General features: G+C 70.4%; 18 protein-coding genes. 13 read left to right on the top strand and 5 right to left on the bottom strand.

The features are described from left to right. Positions 1–148 precede the first annotated feature (148 nt). From pafA to H0X00_RS04270, 3 genes are read left to right on the top strand one after another with little or no spacing between them, the layout of a single operon-like run. On the top strand, positions 149–1,510 hold the full coding sequence (gene pafA, locus H0X00_RS04280; protein WP_293767516.1) for a Pup--protein ligase: 1,362 nt from the start codon (positions 149–151) through the stop codon (positions 1,508–1,510). 16 nt (positions 1,511–1,526) lie between these two features. Next, on the top strand, positions 1,527–2,534 hold the full coding sequence (locus H0X00_RS04275; protein WP_293767515.1) for an FKBP-type peptidyl-prolyl cis-trans isomerase: 1,008 nt from the start codon (positions 1,527–1,529) through the stop codon (positions 2,532–2,534). Positions 2,535–2,588: 54 nt separating this feature from the next. Next, entirely contained in the window at positions 2,589–3,554 is a 966-nt protein-coding gene (locus H0X00_RS04270) for an FKBP-type peptidyl-prolyl cis-trans isomerase (RefSeq protein WP_293767514.1), read from the top strand. Positions 3,555–3,564: 10 nt separating this feature from the next. Here the strand turns inward: H0X00_RS04270 and H0X00_RS04265 are convergent, their stop codons facing one another. Then, the gene (locus tag H0X00_RS04265; RefSeq protein ID WP_367186423.1) at positions 3,565–4,596 is read right to left on the bottom strand and encodes a DUF3866 family protein; all 1,032 of its coding nucleotides are present in this window, start codon (positions 4,594–4,596) and stop codon (positions 3,565–3,567) included. A gap of 126 nt (positions 4,597–4,722) precedes the next feature. On the opposite strand from H0X00_RS04265, the gene H0X00_RS04260 reads away from it, so the two are divergent. The 7 genes from H0X00_RS04260 to H0X00_RS04230 all read left to right on the top strand — a co-directional run bounded on the left by H0X00_RS04260 (position 4,723) and on the right by H0X00_RS04230 (position 11,059). Further along, positions 4,723–5,703 (top strand): YafY family protein, encoded by a 981-nt coding sequence (locus tag H0X00_RS04260; protein ID WP_293767512.1) that lies wholly within the window; start codon positions 4,723–4,725, stop codon positions 5,701–5,703. Then, positions 5,700–6,671: a YafY family protein gene (locus H0X00_RS04255; RefSeq protein WP_293767511.1), complete on the top strand. Its 972-nt coding sequence runs from the start codon at positions 5,700–5,702 to the stop codon at positions 6,669–6,671. Before H0X00_RS04260 ends, H0X00_RS04255 begins: the two co-directional genes overlap by 4 nt. A 24-nt stretch (positions 6,672–6,695) precedes the next feature. After that, entirely contained in the window at positions 6,696–6,938 is a 243-nt protein-coding gene (locus tag H0X00_RS04250) for a hypothetical protein (RefSeq protein ID WP_293767510.1), read from the top strand. Between the two features lie 21 nt (positions 6,939–6,959). Further along, positions 6,960–7,145 (top strand): hypothetical protein, encoded by a 186-nt coding sequence (locus H0X00_RS04245; protein ID WP_293767509.1) that lies wholly within the window; start codon positions 6,960–6,962, stop codon positions 7,143–7,145. Between the two features lie 151 nt (positions 7,146–7,296). Continuing rightward, positions 7,297–7,530 (top strand): twin-arginine translocase TatA/TatE family subunit, encoded by a 234-nt coding sequence (gene tatA, locus H0X00_RS04240; protein WP_293767508.1) that lies wholly within the window; start codon positions 7,297–7,299, stop codon positions 7,528–7,530. Positions 7,531–7,621: 91 nt separating this feature from the next. Beyond that, on the top strand, positions 7,622–8,389 hold the full coding sequence (gene tatC / locus H0X00_RS04235; RefSeq protein WP_293767507.1) for a twin-arginine translocase subunit TatC: 768 nt from the start codon (positions 7,622–7,624) through the stop codon (positions 8,387–8,389). A 3-nt stretch (positions 8,390–8,392) separates the two neighbouring features. Continuing rightward, the gene (locus H0X00_RS04230; protein ID WP_293767506.1) at positions 8,393–11,059 is read left to right on the top strand and encodes a DEAD/DEAH box helicase; all 2,667 of its coding nucleotides are present in this window, start codon (positions 8,393–8,395) and stop codon (positions 11,057–11,059) included. A 45-nt stretch (positions 11,060–11,104) separates the two neighbouring features. Here H0X00_RS04230 and H0X00_RS04225 read toward each other — a convergent pair whose 3' ends face one another. From H0X00_RS04225 to H0X00_RS04210, 4 genes are read right to left on the bottom strand one after another with little or no spacing between them, the layout of a single operon-like run. Next, a complete protein-coding gene (locus H0X00_RS04225; protein WP_293767505.1) occupies positions 11,105–11,365 on the bottom strand; it encodes a hypothetical protein in 261 nt (86 codons plus the stop codon). Positions 11,366–11,423: 58 nt separating this feature from the next. Continuing rightward, on the bottom strand, positions 11,424–12,638 hold the full coding sequence (locus H0X00_RS04220; protein WP_293767504.1) for a hypothetical protein: 1,215 nt from the start codon (positions 12,636–12,638) through the stop codon (positions 11,424–11,426). An 8-nt stretch (positions 12,639–12,646) separates the two neighbouring features. Then, entirely contained in the window at positions 12,647–12,955 is a 309-nt protein-coding gene (locus tag H0X00_RS04215) for a putative quinol monooxygenase (protein WP_293767503.1), read from the bottom strand. 53 nt (positions 12,956–13,008) lie between these two features. Then, positions 13,009–13,929 carry a 5'-3' exonuclease H3TH domain-containing protein gene (locus tag H0X00_RS04210; protein WP_367186422.1) on the bottom strand — a complete coding sequence of 307 codons (921 nt, stop codon included), beginning with the start codon at positions 13,927–13,929 and terminating at the stop codon, positions 13,009–13,011. Between the two features lie 56 nt (positions 13,930–13,985). Between H0X00_RS04210 and H0X00_RS04205 the strand changes: the two genes are divergently transcribed. The 3 genes from H0X00_RS04205 to H0X00_RS04195 all read left to right on the top strand — a co-directional run bounded on the left by H0X00_RS04205 (position 13,986) and on the right by H0X00_RS04195 (position 18,110). Then, positions 13,986–15,098 (top strand): Xaa-Pro peptidase family protein, encoded by a 1,113-nt coding sequence (locus H0X00_RS04205; protein WP_293767500.1) that lies wholly within the window; start codon positions 13,986–13,988, stop codon positions 15,096–15,098. 10 nt (positions 15,099–15,108) lie between these two features. Next, positions 15,109–15,624: an Lrp/AsnC family transcriptional regulator gene (locus H0X00_RS04200; RefSeq protein ID WP_293767499.1), complete on the top strand. Its 516-nt coding sequence runs from the start codon at positions 15,109–15,111 to the stop codon at positions 15,622–15,624. A 131-nt stretch (positions 15,625–15,755) separates the two neighbouring features. Further along, positions 15,756–18,110 carry an immune inhibitor A domain-containing protein gene (locus H0X00_RS04195; protein ID WP_293767498.1) on the top strand — a complete coding sequence of 785 codons (2,355 nt, stop codon included), beginning with the start codon at positions 15,756–15,758 and terminating at the stop codon, positions 18,108–18,110. Positions 18,111–18,127: the final 17 nt, after the last annotated feature.

Below are 18,127 nucleotides of genomic sequence, written 5' to 3'. Positions count from 1 at the left end.
GCCCCGGGCGACGACCGGCCCGCCACCGGCCCGCAACCGCCCAAGCCGGGCGGAACCTCGACCGGCGACGGCGAGGGCCCTGCGCTCTAGCCGCGCGGCTGAGTGAGTCTTGCCTTCGTCAGATCACCCCGCCGCGTATCGTCGGGCCATGGACCGGCGCATCTTCGGCATCGAGAACGAGTACGGCGTCACGTGCACCTTCCGCGGGCAGCGCCGGTTGTCGCCCGACGAGGTTGCGCGTTACCTGTTCCGCCGGGTGGTGTCCTGGGGGAGAAGCAGCAACGTCTTCCTGCGCAACGGCGCCCGGCTGTACCTGGACGTCGGCAGCCACCCCGAGTACGCCACCCCCGAGTGCGACTCGATCATCGACCTGGTCACCCACGACAAGGCCGGTGAGCGGATCCTCGAGGGCCTGTTGGTCGACGCCGAGCGGCGGCTGCGGGAGGAGGGCATCGCGGGCGACGTCTACCTGTTCAAGAACAACACCGACTCCGCGGGTAACTCCTACGGCTGCCACGAGAACTACCTCGTCGCGCGCCATGGCGAGTTCTCGCGGCTGGCCGATGTCCTGATCCCGTTCCTGGTGTCCCGGCAGATCATCTGCGGCGCCGGCAAGGTGCTGCAGACCCCGCGCGGTGCGGTCTACTGCGTCAGCCAGCGGGCCGAGCACATCTGGGAAGGCGTCTCGAGCGCCACCACCCGCTCCCGCCCGATCATCAATACCCGCGACGAGCCGCACGCCGACGCCGAGCGCTACCGGCGCCTGCACGTCATCGTCGGCGACTCGAACATGAGCGAGACCACGACGATGCTCAAGGTCGGCTCCACCGACCTGGTGCTGCGGATGATCGAGGCCGGCGTCGTGATGCGCGATCTGACGCTGGAGAACCCGATCCGCGCGATCCGCGAGATCAGCCACGACATCACGGGCCGGCGCAAAGTGCGCCTGGCCAACGGCCGCGAAGCCAGTGCCCTGGAGATCCAGGAGGAATACCTGTCCAAGGCGCGCGACTTCGCCGCCCGGCGCGGCCTGGACGAGGGCGTGGTGAAGCAGGTGCTGGACCTGTGGGAGCGCGCGCTGTCCGCGATCGACTCCGGCGACCTGACCCCGGTCGAGCGCGAGATCGACTGGATCATCAAGTACAAGCTGATCGAGGCCTACCGCGGCAAGAACAACCTCGCGCTCTCGGCGCCGCGGGTGGCCCAGCTCGACCTGGCCTACCACGACATCAACCGCCATCGCGGCTTGTACTACCTGCTGGAGAAGAAGGGCGCCGTCGAGCGCGTTGCGAAGGACCTGGCCATCTTCGAGGCCAAGTCGCTGCCGCCGCAGACCACCCGCGCCAAGCTGCGCGGGGAGTTCATCCGCAAGGCCCAGGAGCGCCGACGCGACTTCACCGTCGACTGGGTGCACCTCAAGCTCAACGACCAGGCGCAGCGCACGGTGCTGTGCAAGGACCCCTTCCGGCACACCGACGAGCGGGTCGAGAAACTCATCGCGAGCATGTAAGTCCTAGGCTGTGCACGTGCGCCGCATCCCCGCCCTGCTCCTGACCGCTGCCCTCGTGCTGACCGCCGGGTGCAGTGGCGGCGGCGACGACGGTGACGAGAAGACCGACACCGCCCGGTCGGCCGCGCCGTTCGCGTTCCCCACCGTCTCGGAGAACAAGCCGGGCGTGGAGCCGAAGATCGTCTCGAGTACCGAGCCGCCGGACACCACCCAGGTCAAGGTGCTCCACGAGGGCAAGGGCCGGGCGGTCGGCAAGGACGATCTGCTGGTCATCAATCTCAAGGGCCAGGTCTGGGACAAGGACGGCATCGACCTGCCGCCGTTCGTGAACTCCTTCCGGACCGGCGAGTCGCTGATCCGCCCGATGGGCAGCGTGATGCCGGCCTGGGACAAGGGACTGCCCGGAGTGAAGGTCGGGTCGCGCGTGTTGCTGCTCGCGCCGCCGGCGGACGGTTTCGGCGACCAGGGCAACACCGTCGCCAGCATCCAGCCGACCGACACCCTGATGTTCGTCATCGACGTGATCGACTCGGTGGCGCCGCGGACGGGAGCCAACGGCAAGCCGGTGAAGGTGAGCGTCGACCCGAAGCTGCCGACCGTGACGACCGGCAAGGACCCCAAGATCACCGTCCCGGACGGCGTCGACCCGCCCACCGAACTGATCGAGCAGTTACTGCAGCAGGGCACCGGCGCTGCGATCAAGAAGGGCCAGACGATCATCTCCGAGTACATCGGGGTAATCTGGCGTGACGGTAAGGTCTTCGACTCCTCGTGGAGCGCCGGCCGGCACCCGTTCCCGGCCCGGATCGCGACGTCGGACCCGCAGACCGGGCAGGACGGCGTCATCCCGGGCTGGGAGAGGGCGCTGGTCGGGGAGAAGGTGGGCAGCCGCATCCTGCTGGTGATCCCGCCCAAGCTCGGCTACGGCAAGGCCGGCAACGCCGGGGCCGGAATTTTGGCCACCGACACCCTGGTGTTCGTCATCGACATCCTCGGCGTTTACGAAAAGGCCACCAGACAGTAACGCCCCGTCAGCTGTCGTCCGGCCGGCCGGTCCCGGTGCCTTAGGCTGCGCGGCGTGCGCCGATTCCTGATGTTCGTCCTGCTGTTCGCGGGCCTGACGATCCCCGCTGCCTGTGGCGGCGACGACAAGCCGTTCGCCTTCCCGACGGTGTCCTCCGCCGAGGTCGGTGTCGACCCCACCGTGGTGTCCAGCACCGCGCCGCCGAAGGAGACGCAGTTCCAGGTCCTGACGGAGGGGACCGGTCACCCGATCGGGCCGGAGGACGTGCTGGTGGCGCATGCCAAGGGTCAGGTCTGGAGTGACGGTGGCGTGGCCCTGCCGTCGTTCGTGAACACCTTCTCCGGCAAGCACATGTTGTTCCAGCTGATCTCGATGACCGTGCCGGGCTGGGGCAAGGTCCTGCCCGGGATCAAGGTCGGCTCCCGGGTGCTGATCGTCAATCCGCCGGCCGACGGCTTCGGTGACGCGGGTCAGCCGGGCATCGGTGTCACCAAGGACGACAGCCTGATCTGGGTCATCGATGTCGTGGACTCGACTCCGGTCGACTCGTCGGCGTCCGGGAAGCCCGCGGAGGCGGCGAAGAACGCCGGCGCGCTGCCGACGGTGACGGAGGGCAAGAGCCCCACGATCACGATGCCCAAGACGGCCGCGCCGAAGGCCCTCGTGGTCCAGCCGCTGCTGAACGGGACCGGGGTCGAGGTCAAGGCCGGCGAGATGATCCTGGCCCAGTACACCGGCGCCATCTGGAAGTCCGGCACCGTGTTCGACACGACGTGGGCGCCGCAACGGGGGCCGTACGGCTTCCGTGTGGCCGAGACCGACCAGCAGACCGGGGAGCCCGGCGTCATCAAGGGCTGGGTGCAGGGTCTGACGGGAGTTCGGGTCGGCAGCCGGATCCTGCTGATCGTTCCGCCCAAGCTCGGCTACGGGAAGCAGGGCAAGCCCCCCATCGAGGGAACGGACACGATGGTGTTCGTGATCGACGTCCTGGGCGTCTACCCCGACCCGACGAAGGGTTAGGGCACGTCAGCTAGAGAAGCGCGACCGCGTGCCGCCCCGCGGCGGCGGCGGCGAGGAAGCACTCCGGGTCGGCGGTGAGGTCGCGGCCCATGCTGGAGAGCGGTACCGGGCTCGCGGCCAGCGCCTCGGCCAGTCCGGCCAGGTCCACGGTGACCAGGTGGTGGCGCTCGCCCAGGGCGGCGCACTGCTCGCGGACCTGATCGCCGAAGGTCCCGGGCAGATCCGGCACCGGCACGTCGGCCGCGGCCAGCGCGACCCGGCCGTAGGCGGTCAGGCTGTGGTGGGACACGCCGCGGTGTCGTTCCCGCGGGTCCGCGGAGGAGACCCGCAGCGAAGCCACCGGCCGGCCGCCGAGGACGGCGGCGGCGTTCACGGCGTCCCCGGCGGCCACGCCCGAGAACCCCCAGCGGGTGCCGGTGCCGAGGTTCCCCGGCCCGGGCGCCACCACGGCGATGTCGGCCTCGAGCACCAGGCGCGCGGCCAGCAGACCGGAGTGCAGCGAGACGCATTCCAGGTCGCCGCCGAAGGCCTGCCCGGTGCTCACCGTTCCGGCCAGGAGGCCGGCGGCCCGAAGCCCGGCGACGGTGCGGGAGAACCAGGCGGGCAACGCCCCACCGTCGGTCATGACGAAGGCGACCCGGACCCCAGGCCGGTCCGCCGCAGCGGCCACGCAGACCGCCGGCAGCGCGGAGTGCAGATCGGCCGTGACCACCGGCATCCCGGCGAGGGAGTCCGCGTCCCGCAGCGTCTCGTGATGCGGCGACCCCTGCTCGTCGGCGCCGGCCACCAAGGCCTGCAGCGGGGTGTAGCGGGCCTTGACCAGGTGCCCGTCCGGCCCGGGATCGGGCGGTAGCCGTCCCGGGACCGCGATCACCGGGGCGTAGCCGCCGGTGCCCAGTTCGCGTACCAGCGCACCGATGTTCAGCAGCACCTCGTCGCCGGGTTCCGGCCGGCCGACCAGGGCCGGATAGGCCAGTGCGCGCAGGGAATCCGAGCCGCAGGTCACCTCGAGCTCGACGGCGCCGTCCCACTCCCGAAGCACCCGGAGCACCGTCGCCCGTCGCCAGTGGATCACGCCCGCGAACCTACAGGCGTGGTGGCCGACACCCGGTAGGCGAGCCAGGTACCTTCTCACCGACTGGCGCCTGCGGTGGCGGAGGGAGTGGGCATGTCGAAGAAGCGGACCGAGCGCCTGCTCAACCTGACGATCGCCCTGCTCGCGACCCGGCGGTTCCTCACCAAGGAGCAGATCCGCAAGGCGGTCAGGGCCTACGAGGAGTGCCCCACCGACGAGGCCTTTGAGCGAATGTTCGAGCGGGACAAGGACGAGCTGCGCGAGCTCGGAATCCCGCTGGAGACCGGCACCGACGAGGCGCTGTTCGGCGACGAAGTCGGCTACCGGATCGACCGGAACGCCTACGCGCTGCCCGAGGTCACGTTCACACCGGAGGAGGTCGCGGTGCTGGGCCTGGCCGCCCGGGCCTGGCGTCAGGTGTCGCTGTCCGGGGCCGCCGGCACCGCGCTGCTCAAACTGCGCGCTGCCGGCGTCGACCCGGACGAGACCGCGATGGCCGGCCTGGACCCGCGCATCGGCGACAACGATCCCGCGCTGCAGCCGTTGTGGTCGGCCTCCTTCGATGGCTGGCCGGTCAACTTCGACTACCGGACCCCGGAGGCCGACACCGCGAGCCGGCGTCGGGTCGAGCCATGGGGCGTCGGGGTCCGCAACGGCCGCTGGTACCTGGTCGGCCTCGACCTCGACCGCGGCGCATCCCGGGTGTTCCGGCTCAGCCGGATCACCGGCGAGGTGAAGGTGACCGGAGCGCCGGGTTCGGTGGTCAAACCGGCCGACGTCGACATCGACGACGAGTTGCGCCGGATGCTGCCGGCCGAGCCGCGGGAGAGCGCCGTCGTCCGGGTCCGTCCCGGCGCCGGGCTCGGGCTGCGCCGCCACGCCAGTGTTCGCTCGGAGGTCGAGCCGGGCAGTGCATCGGGGAGCGACTGGGACGTCCTGCACGTCGGATTCTGGTCGGTGTCCCGGCTGGCCGACGACCTGGCCTCCTACGGCGCCGACGTCGTCGTCGACTCCCCGCCGGTCGTCCGGGACGCCGTGATCGAGCGGCTGCGCGCGCTGGCAGGTACCCCGTGAGTACCGGGGGAGCCTCCGCCCACCTGGCCCGCCTGCTGGCGCTGGTGCCCTACCTGCTCAACCGGCAGGGCATCCCGATCGAGCAGGCCGCCAAGGACGCCGGCATCACCGTCGAGCAGCTCGACAAGGACCTCTGGACGCTGTTCATGTGCGGCCTGCCCGGCGGCATGCCGGATGACCTGATCGATGCGGACTGGGAAGACGGTCTGGTCTACCTCAGCAACGCCGACACCATCGCGCGCCCGCTGCGCCTGGCGCCGGAGGAGGTCGCGACCCTGCTGGTCGGCCTGCGCCTGCTCGCCCAGTTGCCGGGCAGCCACGACCGCGAAGCCCTGGACAAGGCCACCGCCAAGCTGCAGGAGGTGGCCGGCGCCGCGGCCGGAATGGCCGACGCCCGGGTCGGGGTCGGTGGCGGAACAGCCCCGGACTCCACCGTGCTCGACGGGGCCCGGCGGGCGCTCACCGAGCGTCGCCGACTGCACCTGCGCTACTACGTGCCGGGCCGGGACGAGACCACCGAGCGCGACGTGGAGCCGATGCGCCTCGCGCTGGTCGACGGGCACACCTACCTGGAGGGCTGGTGTCACCGGGCCGAGGAGGTCCGGCTGTTCCGGCTGGACCGGGTCCTGGCCCTGGAGGTCCTCGACATCGCGTCCGCGGTCCCGGCGGACGCCGTCGCTCACAACCTGGACGAGGGCCTGTTCTCACCGTCCGCGGCGGACACCGTCGCCGGGCTGGAGCTGGAACGGGCCGCGCACTGGGTGACCGAGTACTACCCGTGCGAGGAGGTCGCCGAGCTCGAGGGCGGACGGCTCTACGTCCGGCTGCGCAGCGGCGACCCGGAGTGGATGGTCCGCCTGGCGCTGCGGCTGGGTCCGACCGCCCGGCTGGTGGAGCCGCCCGAGTTGGCCGAGCAGGTCCGGGCGGCGGCGGCCGCCGCGTTGGCGGGCTACCCGGAAGTCGTGTGATGGACGCCGTGTGATGGACGCCCTGTGATCGAGCCTGAGAGTCGCGCCGAGCCCGCGCCGGTCAAGGTGACCTGCCCGGACTGCGGCCACGTCCGGGTGGCGCCGACCGACTTGCGCCTGGTCGTCGTCGAAGCCCCGGGCTCCTCGTTCTACGTGTTCCTCTGCCCCGGGTGCGAGAAGCGGGTGCGCCGGGAGGTCACCAAGGACGTCGCCGGCGCGCTGCTCGCGCGCCGGGTGCCCGCGGTCCGGTCGGTCGGTGGCGGTTAGCCGACCGATACCCTTCACCGCGTGCTGGTCGTGGCGTGGGTCGTGTTCGGTGTCGTGGGGATCCTGGTACTCGTTGTGCCCACCTTGCGGCTGTGGCGGGTCGTGAAGCAGTTGGGTCGTGAGGTCGGGCGGGTCTCCGATCAGTTGGTCGATGCCAGCAATCAGCTGGACCTGGCTGCCCGCGAGCTGCCCACCAGGCGAGATTAGTCACACCGTTACTTGTTCGCGATTTGGCGGGACGGCTAAAGATCCACCCTTTCGGTGGGAAGACATTTCGGACTTACCGCTCCTCAGGCATCTGAGGAGTACTCTCAGGTACAAGTACTGCTGCGTCCCCCGAAATTTGGAGAGCCGACACATGGGCAACCTTGGCCCCCTGGAACTGACGCTGATCCTCGTGATCGTCGTACTGCTGTTCGGTGCGAAGCGCCTTCCCGAGACCGCCAAGTCGGTCGGCCAGTCCCTGAAGATCTTCAAGAAGACGATCGCGGACGACGACGAGAAGAAGGACAAGCCCGAGGTGACGGCGCAGGGCGACCTCCCGGCGCCGCCGCCGGCCCAGACGCGGTCCGACGAGCGCACCGAGCTCTGAGTAGCCCGGCACTCCGGCCCTCCGCACAGCGGTGACCTCCACAACCGGCGCCAGGCACCGCGGACGCCCAGCCGAAAATCCCGAGGGGCGGATGCCCCTCCTGGAGCACCTTCGGGAGCTCCGGTCCCGGCTGATCCGCGCTGTCATCGCGATGGTCCTGGGCAGCATCGTCTGCTTCATCTTTTACGAGAACATCATCGAGGCTCTCATCGAGCCGGTCTGCGACTCGGGCGCCAAGGGCGTCGCTGACGGCAAGTGCGGTGCGCTCGTCGTCACCGGCGTCGTCGGCCCCCTGTCCCTGCAGTTGAAGGTCGCGCTCTACGGCGGCCTGGTGCTGACCGCGCCCCTGTGGCTCTACCAGCTCTGGGCCTTCCTCGCGCCCGGCCTGCACCGGCGCGAGAAGAAGTGGGCCTACCTGTTCGTCGCCTTCGGCGGTCCGCTGTTCGCCGGCGGCGCGGCCCTGGCCTACATCATGCTGCCGGTCGCGGTCCGGATCCTGTTGGGCTTCGCGCCCGGCGACCTCGCCAACCAGGTCCCGCTCAACGAGTACATCGACTTCGTCCTGCGCTTCATGCTCGTCTTCGGGCTCGCGTTCGAACTGCCGCTGATCCTCGTCGTCATGAACATCGCCGGCGTGGTGACCTCGAAGCAGATCCGGTCCTGGTGGCGGCAGATGATCTTCGGCATCGCCGTGTTCGCCGCGATCGCCACCCCCACGCCCGACCCGTACTCCATGCTCGCGCTGATGACACCGATGACCCTGTTGTACGGGGTGGCGATCGTTGTGACCGCGGTCCTGGACAAGCGGAAGCGGAAGGCAGAGCGGGTGGCCGCCGGCAACGGCGAGGACCTGCCCTGACGCGTGACTGACCCAAGCGAGCTCAGCGCGTTCCAGGCGGGTATCCCGTTCCCGTTCGACCCGTTCCAACTCGACGCCTGCCGCGCCCTGGAGGGCGGGGCGGGCGTCCTGGTGGCGGCGCCGACCGGCGCGGGCAAGACGATCGTGGGCGAGTTCGCGGTACACCTGGCGCTCGCCCGGGGCCGCAAATGCTTCTACACCACGCCGATCAAGGCGCTGTCGAACCAGAAGTTCGCTGACCTTTCCCGCCGGCACGGCGCGGACAAGGTCGGCCTGCTCACCGGCGACAACTCGATCAACTCCGAGGCGCCGGTCGTCGTGATGACGACCGAGGTGCTGCGCAACATGCTCTACGCGGGTTCGCAGACCCTGCGCGGCCTGGAGTTCGTGGTGATGGACGAGGTGCACTACCTCGCCGACAAGTTCCGCGGCGCGGCGTGGGAAGAGGTGATCATCCACCTGCCCGAGTCGGTCACCCTGGTCTCGCTGTCGGCGACGGTGTCCAACGCCGAGGAGTTCGGCGAGTGGCTGCAGACGGTGCGCGGGCACACCGAGGTGATCGTCTCCGAGCACCGCCCGGTCCCGCTGTGGCAGCACGTGATGGTCGGCGACACGCTGTCGGACCTGTTCGTCGACGGCAACCACCAGAGGATCAACCCGGACCTGCTGCGCCTGGTCGGCAGCGGGGGACCGCGGGACCGACGGCGCGGCCCGCCGCCCCGCAGCGGCGCGCAGCGCCGTAGTGGCGGCGCCTTCACCCCCACCCGTCCCGAGGTGATCATCCGGCTGGACCGCGAGGCCCTGCTGCCGGCGATCACCTTCATCTTCAGCCGGGCCGGCTGCGACGGTGCGGTGGAGCAGTGTCTGCGGGCGGGGCTGCGGCTGAACAGCGCCGAGGAACGGCGCGAGGTCCGCAAGGTCGTGGACGCGGCGGTGGCCTCCATCCCGGACGCCGACCTGGTCGTGCTGGGCTTCGAGGGCTGGCGCGACGGCCTGGAGCGCGGCGTCGCGGCGCATCACGCGGGCATGCTGCCGGCGTTCCGGGAGGTCGTCGAAGCGCTGTTCGTCCGCGGCCTGGTGAAGGCTGTTTTCGCCACCGAGACGTTGGCCCTGGGCATCAACATGCCGGCCCGTTCGGTGGTGATGGAGAAGCTGGTCAAGTGGAACGGTGAGGCCCATGCCGACGTGACGCCGGGGGAGTACACCCAGCTGACCGGACGGGCCGGGCGACGTGGCATCGACGTCGAGGGGCACGCGGTCGTGCTCTGGAACCCGCACCTCGACCCGATCGCGGTCGGCGGTCTCGCCTCGACCCGGACCTATCCGCTGCGCTCGAGTTTCAGGCCCAGCTACAACATGGCGATCAACCTGGTCGGGCAGCTCGGCCGCGAACGCGCGCGGGGCCTGCTGGAGACCTCCTTCGCCCAGTTCCAGGCCGACCGCTCGGTGGTCAGCGTCGCCGCGCAGATCCGCAAGCAGGACGAAGGTCTGGCCGGCTACGCCGAGGCCGCGACCTGTCACCTCGGGGACTTCACCGACTACCACGGGCTGCGGACGGCCTTGACCGCGCGGGAGAAGGAGCTCTCCCGCAATCGTTCGGGGGACCGGCGCGCGGAGGCGGCGGCGTCGCTGGAGAAGCTGCGCAAGGGCGACATCATCGTCATCCCGGTCGGGCGGTTCGCCGGGGTCGCGGTCGTGGTCGACCCCGGGCTCTCCCCGGGTCCGGAGGACCCGCGCCCCGCGGTGGTCACCGCCGACCGGCAGTACCGGCGGCTTTCGCTGGCGGACTTCCCCGGACCGGTGGAGCCGCTGGACCGGGTGCGGATCCCGAAGTCGTTCAACCCGCGCTCGCCGCAGTCCCGCCGCGACCTCGCCTCGACTCTGCGGACCCATGCCGACACCCCGGTGCATCGTCAGCGACGCAATCCTTCCGCCGCGCCCGATGACGCCGAGATCGCCCGCCTCCGCCGGGAGATCAAGGCGCACCTGTGCCACAGCTGCCCGGAGCGGGACGACCACGTCCGCTGGGCGTCCCGGCACCAGCGGTTAGCGGCCGATACCGACAAGCTGCGCGCGCACGTGGCCGGCCGGACCGCGACGGTGGCCCGCACCTTCGACCGGGTCTGCGGGGTGCTCGACGACCTGCAGTACCTCGACGGCGACCGGGTCAGCCCGTCCGGCGAACGTCTCAAACGCCTCTACACCGAACTGGACCTGCTCGCCGCGGAATGCCTACGCCAAGGACTCTGGAACGGGTTGACCCATGCCGAGCTCGCGGCCTGCGTCTCCGCGCTGGCCTACGAGTCCCGCAACGCCGACGACGCCGCCCTGCCCCGGCTGCCGGACGGCCCGGTGCGCGAGACGCTCGCGGACATGGTGCGGGTGTGGGGCGACCTGGAGCGGGTGGAGAAGCGCCACCGGCTGGACTTCTTGCGCCAGCCCGACCTGGGCTTCGTCTGGGCCGCCTACCGGTGGGCCAACGGCAAGGGCCTGGAGACGGTGCTGCGCGACGCCGACCTGACCGCCGGGGACTTCGTGCGCTGGACCAAGCAGCTGATCGACCTGCTCGGCCAGGTGGCCAAGGTCGCCGACGGTGACCTGCGCGCCACCGCGGATCAGGCGATCAATTCCCTGCGCCGCGGGGTCGTCGTCTATTCCTCGGTAACCTGACGCACCCTCAGGCGAACCACTAGGCGTGTCACGCTTTGTGGTTCGTTATCCACAGAGGAGCGCGAGGGTGTCGAGGTCGACGGCGGCCCGGGCGTAGCGGTCGGCCAGGGGTGCGCGGACGGCCAGGGGTGCGCGGACGGTCGCGGGCTGCATCTCCTCCGGGGTGAGGCAGTACACCGCGCCGTAGACGGCGTTGGCGCGGTAGTTGACGCACAGCCGCTCGGTCCGGCCGCCGGGGTGGGTGACCTCGACGAGGACCTTGGTGGCGGTGCCCCACACGATCCCGGTCTGCTCGATGTTCTCCACGCCAGGACCTCGCGTAACCAGGGGTCGACCTCATCGACGGTCAGGGACAGCGGGTCACTCATCGGAAGACGGACACCTCTCGGAGTTTGACGAAGAAGCCACCGGTCGCGGTGCGGAGGTGCACGACCTTCACCGGCGCCCCGGACAGCTTCTGCACGTAGAAGCCGTCGGTGCCCGCAGCGTTGTCCGGGGCCGGGAGCTCGCGGAAGGTCTTGCCGTCCGAGGAGACCATCACCGTGCAGGTGAACCCGCAGCCGCGCACCACCAGCAGGGTGGCCTTCACGGCGCTCGTCAGGTTGACGTAGATGTCGCGGTGGTCGTTCTGCGCGGTGCCGGGGCACGGCCCGTCGGCACAGAGGGGGTCATCGGTCGGGTCCCACGGGCTGCCGAGCAGGCCGTCGGTGAGTCCGCACGGCTCCTGCGCGAGCGGCTTTCCCTTGCTGTCGGTGACCCGGCAGGCGGCGCCGCGGGAGGCGGGCACGCTGGTGCCGGTCAGCACGCTGGTGGCCGAGAGCGTGACGGGGCGGTCGCCGATCTTCGCCTCCCGGTGGGCGGCGACCAGCAGGCGGCTGTCCTCGGCCACCCGCAGGTCGAACGGAAGCTTGACCGGGGTCTCGGTGAAGTCCGCGGTCGCGCTGGCGACGTTGCCCTCGGCGGGCAGTTGGGTCAGCGTCACCGAGACCGGGCCGGACGGCTTGGCCTGCCGGGTGTCCGGCATCGCCACCCGCAGATCACGGCCGTTGCTCAGGGTCAGCTCGAGCGCCTCGGTGGCGACCGGGACGTCGAAGGTTGCGCCCTGCCCCGCTTTGGCCGGCAGCGTGACGGTGGTCCCCACCCGGTCGTCCGCGGAGTTGGCGACGGGCGCCACCACGGAGATCGCCACCCCGACCGCGGGGTCCCCATTGTTGGTCGGAACCTTCACCGCGTAGCTGCCGTCGCCGGCGCTGACTCCCTCGGCCGTGGGCGCCTGACAACCGCGCTTGTCCGCGAAGCAGCTGAGGCCGAGGCTGAACGCGGCCCCGATGCCGATCCCGGTGCGCTCTTCCTTGCTGCGCAGCAGGGTCACCGTGACCCGGGCGCCCGGCACGGTCGTCCCCGCGGTGTCGCGGACCACCCCGCGGATGGCCGGCCCGTCGACCGCGGGCGCGGTGTCCGGCACCGAACCCGGGTCGACTGTGCCGCGGTCCTCAGCGCTCGGCCCGGAGTCCACGCACCCGGAAAGGCAGCCCGCGAGCAGGCCCGCGAGTACCAGGGGAGCGAGGAATCGGCGCACGACGGTCTTTACAGTGCGAGCGTCTGCGCGTCGCCGGCCTCGTAGTAGGTCAGGGTCGGCGCACCGGCCAGGACCTGACCGAGGGCGGGCATGGCGGCCTGGAAGTGCGGGCTGCCCAGGTGGGCGTCCATACCGGCCTTGTCCGCGTAGACCTCGAGCATGACGAAGGTGTTCGGCGTCGCGACGGCCTCGTAGAGCTCGTAGGAGAGGACGCCCTCGTCGGCGTTACTGGCCTCGATGAGCCCGGGAACGGCGGCGAGGAACATCTCGCGGGCCTCGGGCTTGATGGGCATGGTCGCGTGCATGATGATCGGCATCGATCACTCCAGGATCTGCGGTAGCGGGATCCGGCGATCCTATGTCGGGCCGTTCAACGGTCGGCGACCTCGGCGAGCGCGTTGAGCAGGCGGTTCAGCGGGCTCTCCAGGCCCCACCGGTCGGCCAGCGCGAGCAGCGCCTCCGGGTCCTTGGGGACGGCCGGCAGAGAGCAGTCGAAGTCCGGCACCGGCAGGTCGCAGACCACCTGAACGACCTGGGGCGCCACCGCCAGGTACGCCGTCGCCTCGCGCAGCTTGCGCCGCACGGCCGGGGACATTCCTGAGGCCGGGTCCTCGGCCGCCGCGAGGATGGCGGGGAGGTCGCCGTGCGCGGACACCAGGGCCGCCGCCGTCTTGTCGCCGACTCCGGGCACGCCCGGTAGGCCGTCGCTCGGGTCGCCGCGGAGGCCGGCGAAGGTCGCGTAGGACCGACCGGGAATCCCGTACTTGCGGGTCACGGCCGCCTCGTCGACGATCTCCAGGTTGCGGATGCCCTTGGCGATGTAGAGCACCCGGACCCGGCGCTCGTCGTCGACGAGCTGGAACAGGTCGCGGTCGCCGGTGACGACGTCGACCGATCCGTCCGCGCGGGTGGCCAGGGTGCCGATGACGTCGTCCGCCTCGTGCCCGTCGATGCCCAGGTGCACGATGCCGAGCGCGTCGAGGACGTCGGTGATGATCGGGACCTGGATCTCCAGGGCGTCCGGAACCTCTTCCTCGGCCGGCCGGCTGTTCGTGGCCGGCACCGCGACCCGGTGCGTCTTGTAGGTAGGGATCGCCGCGACCCGGAACGCCGGGCGCCAGTCGTAGTCCATGCAGGCAACCAGGTGGGTGGGCCGGCGCAGCTTGGTCAGGTAAGCGACGAAGTCCAGGAACCCGCGCACGGCGTTGACCGGCGTCCCGTCCGGCGCCCGCACGGTGTCCGGCACCCCGAAGAACGCACGGAAGTACATCGACGCCGAGTCCAGCACCATCAGCTCTCTCACGCGCGTCAGCCTGCCACGCCGGACCTCGATGACAGGATGGGCACATGGCGAGCGACCTTTTCTCCGCGCGGCTCAAGCGCGCCCAGGCAGCGACGGCCGAAGCTGGGCTCGACGCCCTGCTGATCACCCCGGGCCCGGACCTGCGCTATCTGACCGGGTACGTGGCCAAGCCGCTGGAGCGGCTGACCTGCCTGCTGCTGCCGGCCGGCGCCGACCCGGTGCTGATCGTGCCGTTCCTGGAGCGCGCTGCCGCCGAGGCGGCCGGCGTCGGCGAGCTCGGCCTGGCGATCGCCGACTGGCAGGAGACCGACGACCCGATCGCGCTGGTCCGCGAGCTGCTGCCCGCGGACACCCGCAGTTACGGCCTGGACGACCACATGTGGGCGGAGAAGGTGCTCCGGCTCCGGGCCGGCCTCCCCGGGGTCGAGCAGGCGCTGGCCGGCGCCGTGCTGCGCGAGCTGCGGATCCGCAAGACCCCCGAGGAGGTGCAGGCGCTCCGTGACGCCGGCGCCGCCATCGACCGGGTGCACGCGCGGATCGGGGAGTGGCTGCGGACCGGGCGAACCGAGCGCGAGGTCGGCCGCGACATCGGCGACGCGATCGTGGCCGAGGGTCATGTGCGCGCGGACTTCATCATCGTCGGCTCCGGCCCTAACGGCGCCAGCCCGCACCACGACGTGTCCGACCGGGTGATCCAGCCCGGTGACCCGGTGGTCGTCGACATCGGCGGCACCACGGAGGCCGGCTACTGCTCGGACGAGACCCGCACCTACGCGGTCGGCGAGCCGGACGTGGAGTTCCGGCGCTACTACGAGGTGCTGCTCGAGGCCCAGATCGCCGGGTGCGAGGCGGTCCGGCCGGGCATTGCCTGCCAGGACATCGACCGGGCCTGCCGCAAGGTCATCACCGACGCGGGCTACGGCGAGTACTTCATCCACCGCACCGGTCACGGCATCGGCATGGAGGGTCACGAGCATCCCTACATGGTCGAAGGCAACACCGAAGCCCTGGAGCCGGGCATGGCGTTCTCGGTCGAGCCGGGGATCTACCTGCCCGGTCGGCACGGCGCCCGGATCGAAGACATCGTCGTGTGCACCGAGGACGGCGGCGAACGGGTCAATCTGACGCCCCGTGAGCTCATCGTGCTGCCGGCCTAGGACGCTTGCCGTGGAAGCACTGGACCGTCACCTGGTCGACCTGCTCTGCGCCGATGGGCGGATGAGCTACACCGATCTCGGCAAGGAGACCGGGCTGTCCACCTCGGCCGTGCACCAGCGGGTGCGCCGCCTCGAGCAGCGCGGCATTCTCAAGGGCTATACCGCGGTCGTCGACCATGAGGCGCTCGGTCTACCGCTGACCGCGTTCATCTCGATCAAGCCGATCGATCCCAGCCGTCCCGATGACTCGCCGGAGGCGCTGGCCGACATCGAGGAGATCGAGGCCTGCCACAGCGTGGCCGGGGACGAGAACTACATCCTGAAGGTCCGCGTCGGGAAGCCCTCGGACCTGGAGCAACTGTTGGCCGAGATTCGCAGCAAGGCCAACGTGTCCACCCGGACCACCATCGTGCTCTCCACCTCTTTCGAGGCCCGGCCGCCGGCCAAGGCGGAGCCGATGGTGCCGGTGGCGGGCAACCGCACCGACCGGGTGCTCCCGGTCGTGATCCTGGAACCGCGCCCCTGAGCGCTGCCGCGTTGCGGAACCAAGCCTGAGCTGCGTCGTTGACGTATGTAGATAGTCAAATGCGTGCAGTTCGCCCCGAATCGGTGCTGCCGCAGGTGAGGCTGGAAGTTCGTACCCTGGAGGGGAACCACATGCGGCACATCCGAGGGATCGCCGGGGTGGCGGGCGCGGCCCTGCTGATCGGGGCGGCCGCGACCACCTACGGCGGCGCCGCGCTGGCCGAAGCCCCCTCCGCAGCGGCGGTCCCCGCGTTCGAGTACGCCGACGTGCTACCCGAGGAGCTTCCCGACGTCACCCGTTACCCCTTCGCTGGCTCCGTGGCCGACACCCTGGCCGCCTGGCAGCAGACGCCGGCCGGGTCCGCCCAGCTGCGCACCGCGACCACCGCTGCTGCCGCCGGGACGCCCTCGGTCGGGACCAAGCGGATGTGGCCGTCGCTCGACCAGGTCAAGCAGACCGTGTACGTGAAGGAGTACACGCTGCGCGGGGTCGGCAAGAACATCGAGGTCTGGGTGGCCAGCGGGGCCGGCCCGGACAACGTGGTCGGCACCAGCTTCCCGGCAGGAGACTGCCGGACCGTGGTGCCGAACAGCACCACCATCACCGACCAGCAGATCGACTCCCTCCTCCACCAGTACGACGACGTCATGCTGCCGAAGGAGTCCAAGGCGTTCAGCGTCGCGCCGGCGCGCAACGGCGCGGGCGCGGCGACCACCGGCCCGACCGCGGGTGTCGACTTCTCGGGGGACGGCAACAAGGTCGTCACCCTCGTCGACAACGTGCGGGACCCGAACTTCTACGACTTCCCGACCAACCAGACCTACGTGGCCGGCTTCTTCTCCCGCCAGTTCAACGAGATGACCGACCGCAACATCTTGACCATCGACGCCTACGACTGGGCACACCGCACCGGCCGGGCGCCCAAGCACGAACCCAACGACGACGTCTGCATCAGCCGGCCCTCGCGCCCGCTGCTGTACGAGGGGATCTTCGCCCACGAGTACCAGCACCTGCTGCAGTACTACGTGGACCCGGCCGAGGTGAACTTCATCAACGAGGGCCTCTCGGACTACGCGCTCACCGTCACCGGCTACGGCGACCCGGACCGCTCGGTGTTCCAGCACAAGTTCGAGTCCCACATCGCCTGCTACCAGGGCTTCGGCACGGTCACCACCAAGTACCAGCCGAACGCGCGCCCGTGCGGCGGGCCGCAGAACTCCCTCACGATCTGGGGTGACGAGGGCCAGGGCGCGGAGATTCTCGCCGACTACGGCATCGCCTGGTCGTTCCTGCTGTTCCTCAAGGACCGCTACGGGCCGAAGATGCTCGAGGACATCCACCGCGACAGCGCCCTGCAGGGCCTGGACAGCGTGGCTGCGGCGCTCAAGAAGGACGGCAAGGGCGACAAGCTCACCGATGTCCTGCACGACTTCCAGGTGATGACGCTGATCGACCGGGCCGTCGGCGGCAAGGACGGCCGGGTCGACGGGATCGCGAAGAGTCGGGTCACCTCGGCAAGCCTGAAGTCCTACATCAACCTGCTGAACACCTCGGCCTACGTGACGCCCGGCGCGGCGCCGAACGGCGCGGACTTCGTGCCGCTGCGCGGCACCGGCGCCGGCCTGCTCGACGGCGCCGATCTGAGATCGCTGTCCTTCACCGGCCGCAAGGTGCTGGATGCGGCGCCGTTGCTGTGGTCGGTCGTGCCCCAGGTCCCGTTGCTGCCGACCCTGTCGTTCCCGCAGCAGCAGGGCGTCCCGCCGCTGCCCGACATCCCGCCGCCGACCCTGCCGCCGAGCCAGCTGGACAACCCGGCGCTGTTCTCCGGCAACGCCGGGCGCAACGACGCCTCCGCCGCCTTCGAGGTGACGGTGCCGGCTGATGCGCCGACCTTGAGCTATGTCACCAGCTACAACATGGAGAGCGGCTTCGACTACGGCTACACCGTCGTCTCCACCGACGGCGGCAAGACCTACAAGTCGCTGGCGAACTCCGCGACGGTGCCGACCGCCGCCCCCGCGCCGGTGGGCAACGCGGTGACCGGGTCCTCTGGCCTGCCGACCACCGTCACCTTCGACCTGAGCCCGTATGCCGGGCAGAAGGTGATCCTCGGCTTCCGGTACCTGTCCGACCCGCTGGTCAACCAGGGCGGCTGGTACATCGACGATGTCAAGGTCGGCAACACCGTCATCAGCGACGGCTCCTCGACCAGCCCGTTCCAGTCCTTCACCCAGATCCGCCCGCAGTCGGTCTCGCCGTTCACCGTGACCCTGGTCGGTCTGGACGAGGACGGACACCGGGCCCGGGTCATCCGGATCGGGAACACCTTCAAGTTCGCCCTGACGGGGCGTCAGATCAGCTCGCTGCGGAGCTACCCCGTGGTGGTCGCCATCGTCAGCTGTGACGACCTGACCGAGACCCAGACTGCCAACGCCCCGTATGACCTCAAGGCGAACAGGATCACCCAGTTAGGTGGCCGCAAGTAGCTCCCGCCCCACTGTCC

The sequence above is a fragment of the Sporichthya sp. genome (assembly GCF_013815995.1).
Lineage (GTDB): Bacteria > Actinomycetota > Actinomycetes > Sporichthyales > Sporichthyaceae > Sporichthya.
The sequence above is the reverse complement of the archived record's forward strand: the minus strand, read 5'-3'. Positions and strand labels throughout refer to the sequence as shown.

Bases quoted from the DNA above. Each gene is read 5' to 3' on its own strand.
- tatA (WP_293767508.1), top strand. From the start codon at position 7,297: ATGGGCAACCTTGGCCCCCTGGAACTGACGCTGATCCTCGTGATCGTC.
- tatC (WP_293767507.1), top strand. From the start codon at position 7,622: ATGCCCCTCCTGGAGCACCTTCGGGAGCTCCGGTCCCGGCTGATCCGC.
- H0X00_RS04210 (WP_367186422.1), bottom strand. From the start codon at position 13,929: ATGGTGCTGGACTCGGCGTCGATGTACTTCCGTGCGTTCTTCGGGGTG.
- H0X00_RS04195 (WP_293767498.1), top strand. From the start codon at position 15,756: ATGCGGCACATCCGAGGGATCGCCGGGGTGGCGGGCGCGGCCCTGCTG.
- pafA (WP_293767516.1), top strand. From the start codon at position 149: ATGGACCGGCGCATCTTCGGCATCGAGAACGAGTACGGCGTCACGTGC.
- H0X00_RS04215 (WP_293767503.1), bottom strand. From the start codon at position 12,955: ATGCCGATCATCATGCACGCGACCATGCCCATCAAGCCCGAGGCCCGC.
- H0X00_RS04260 (WP_293767512.1), top strand. From the start codon at position 4,723: ATGTCGAAGAAGCGGACCGAGCGCCTGCTCAACCTGACGATCGCCCTG.
- H0X00_RS04205 (WP_293767500.1), top strand. From the start codon at position 13,986: ATGGCGAGCGACCTTTTCTCCGCGCGGCTCAAGCGCGCCCAGGCAGCG.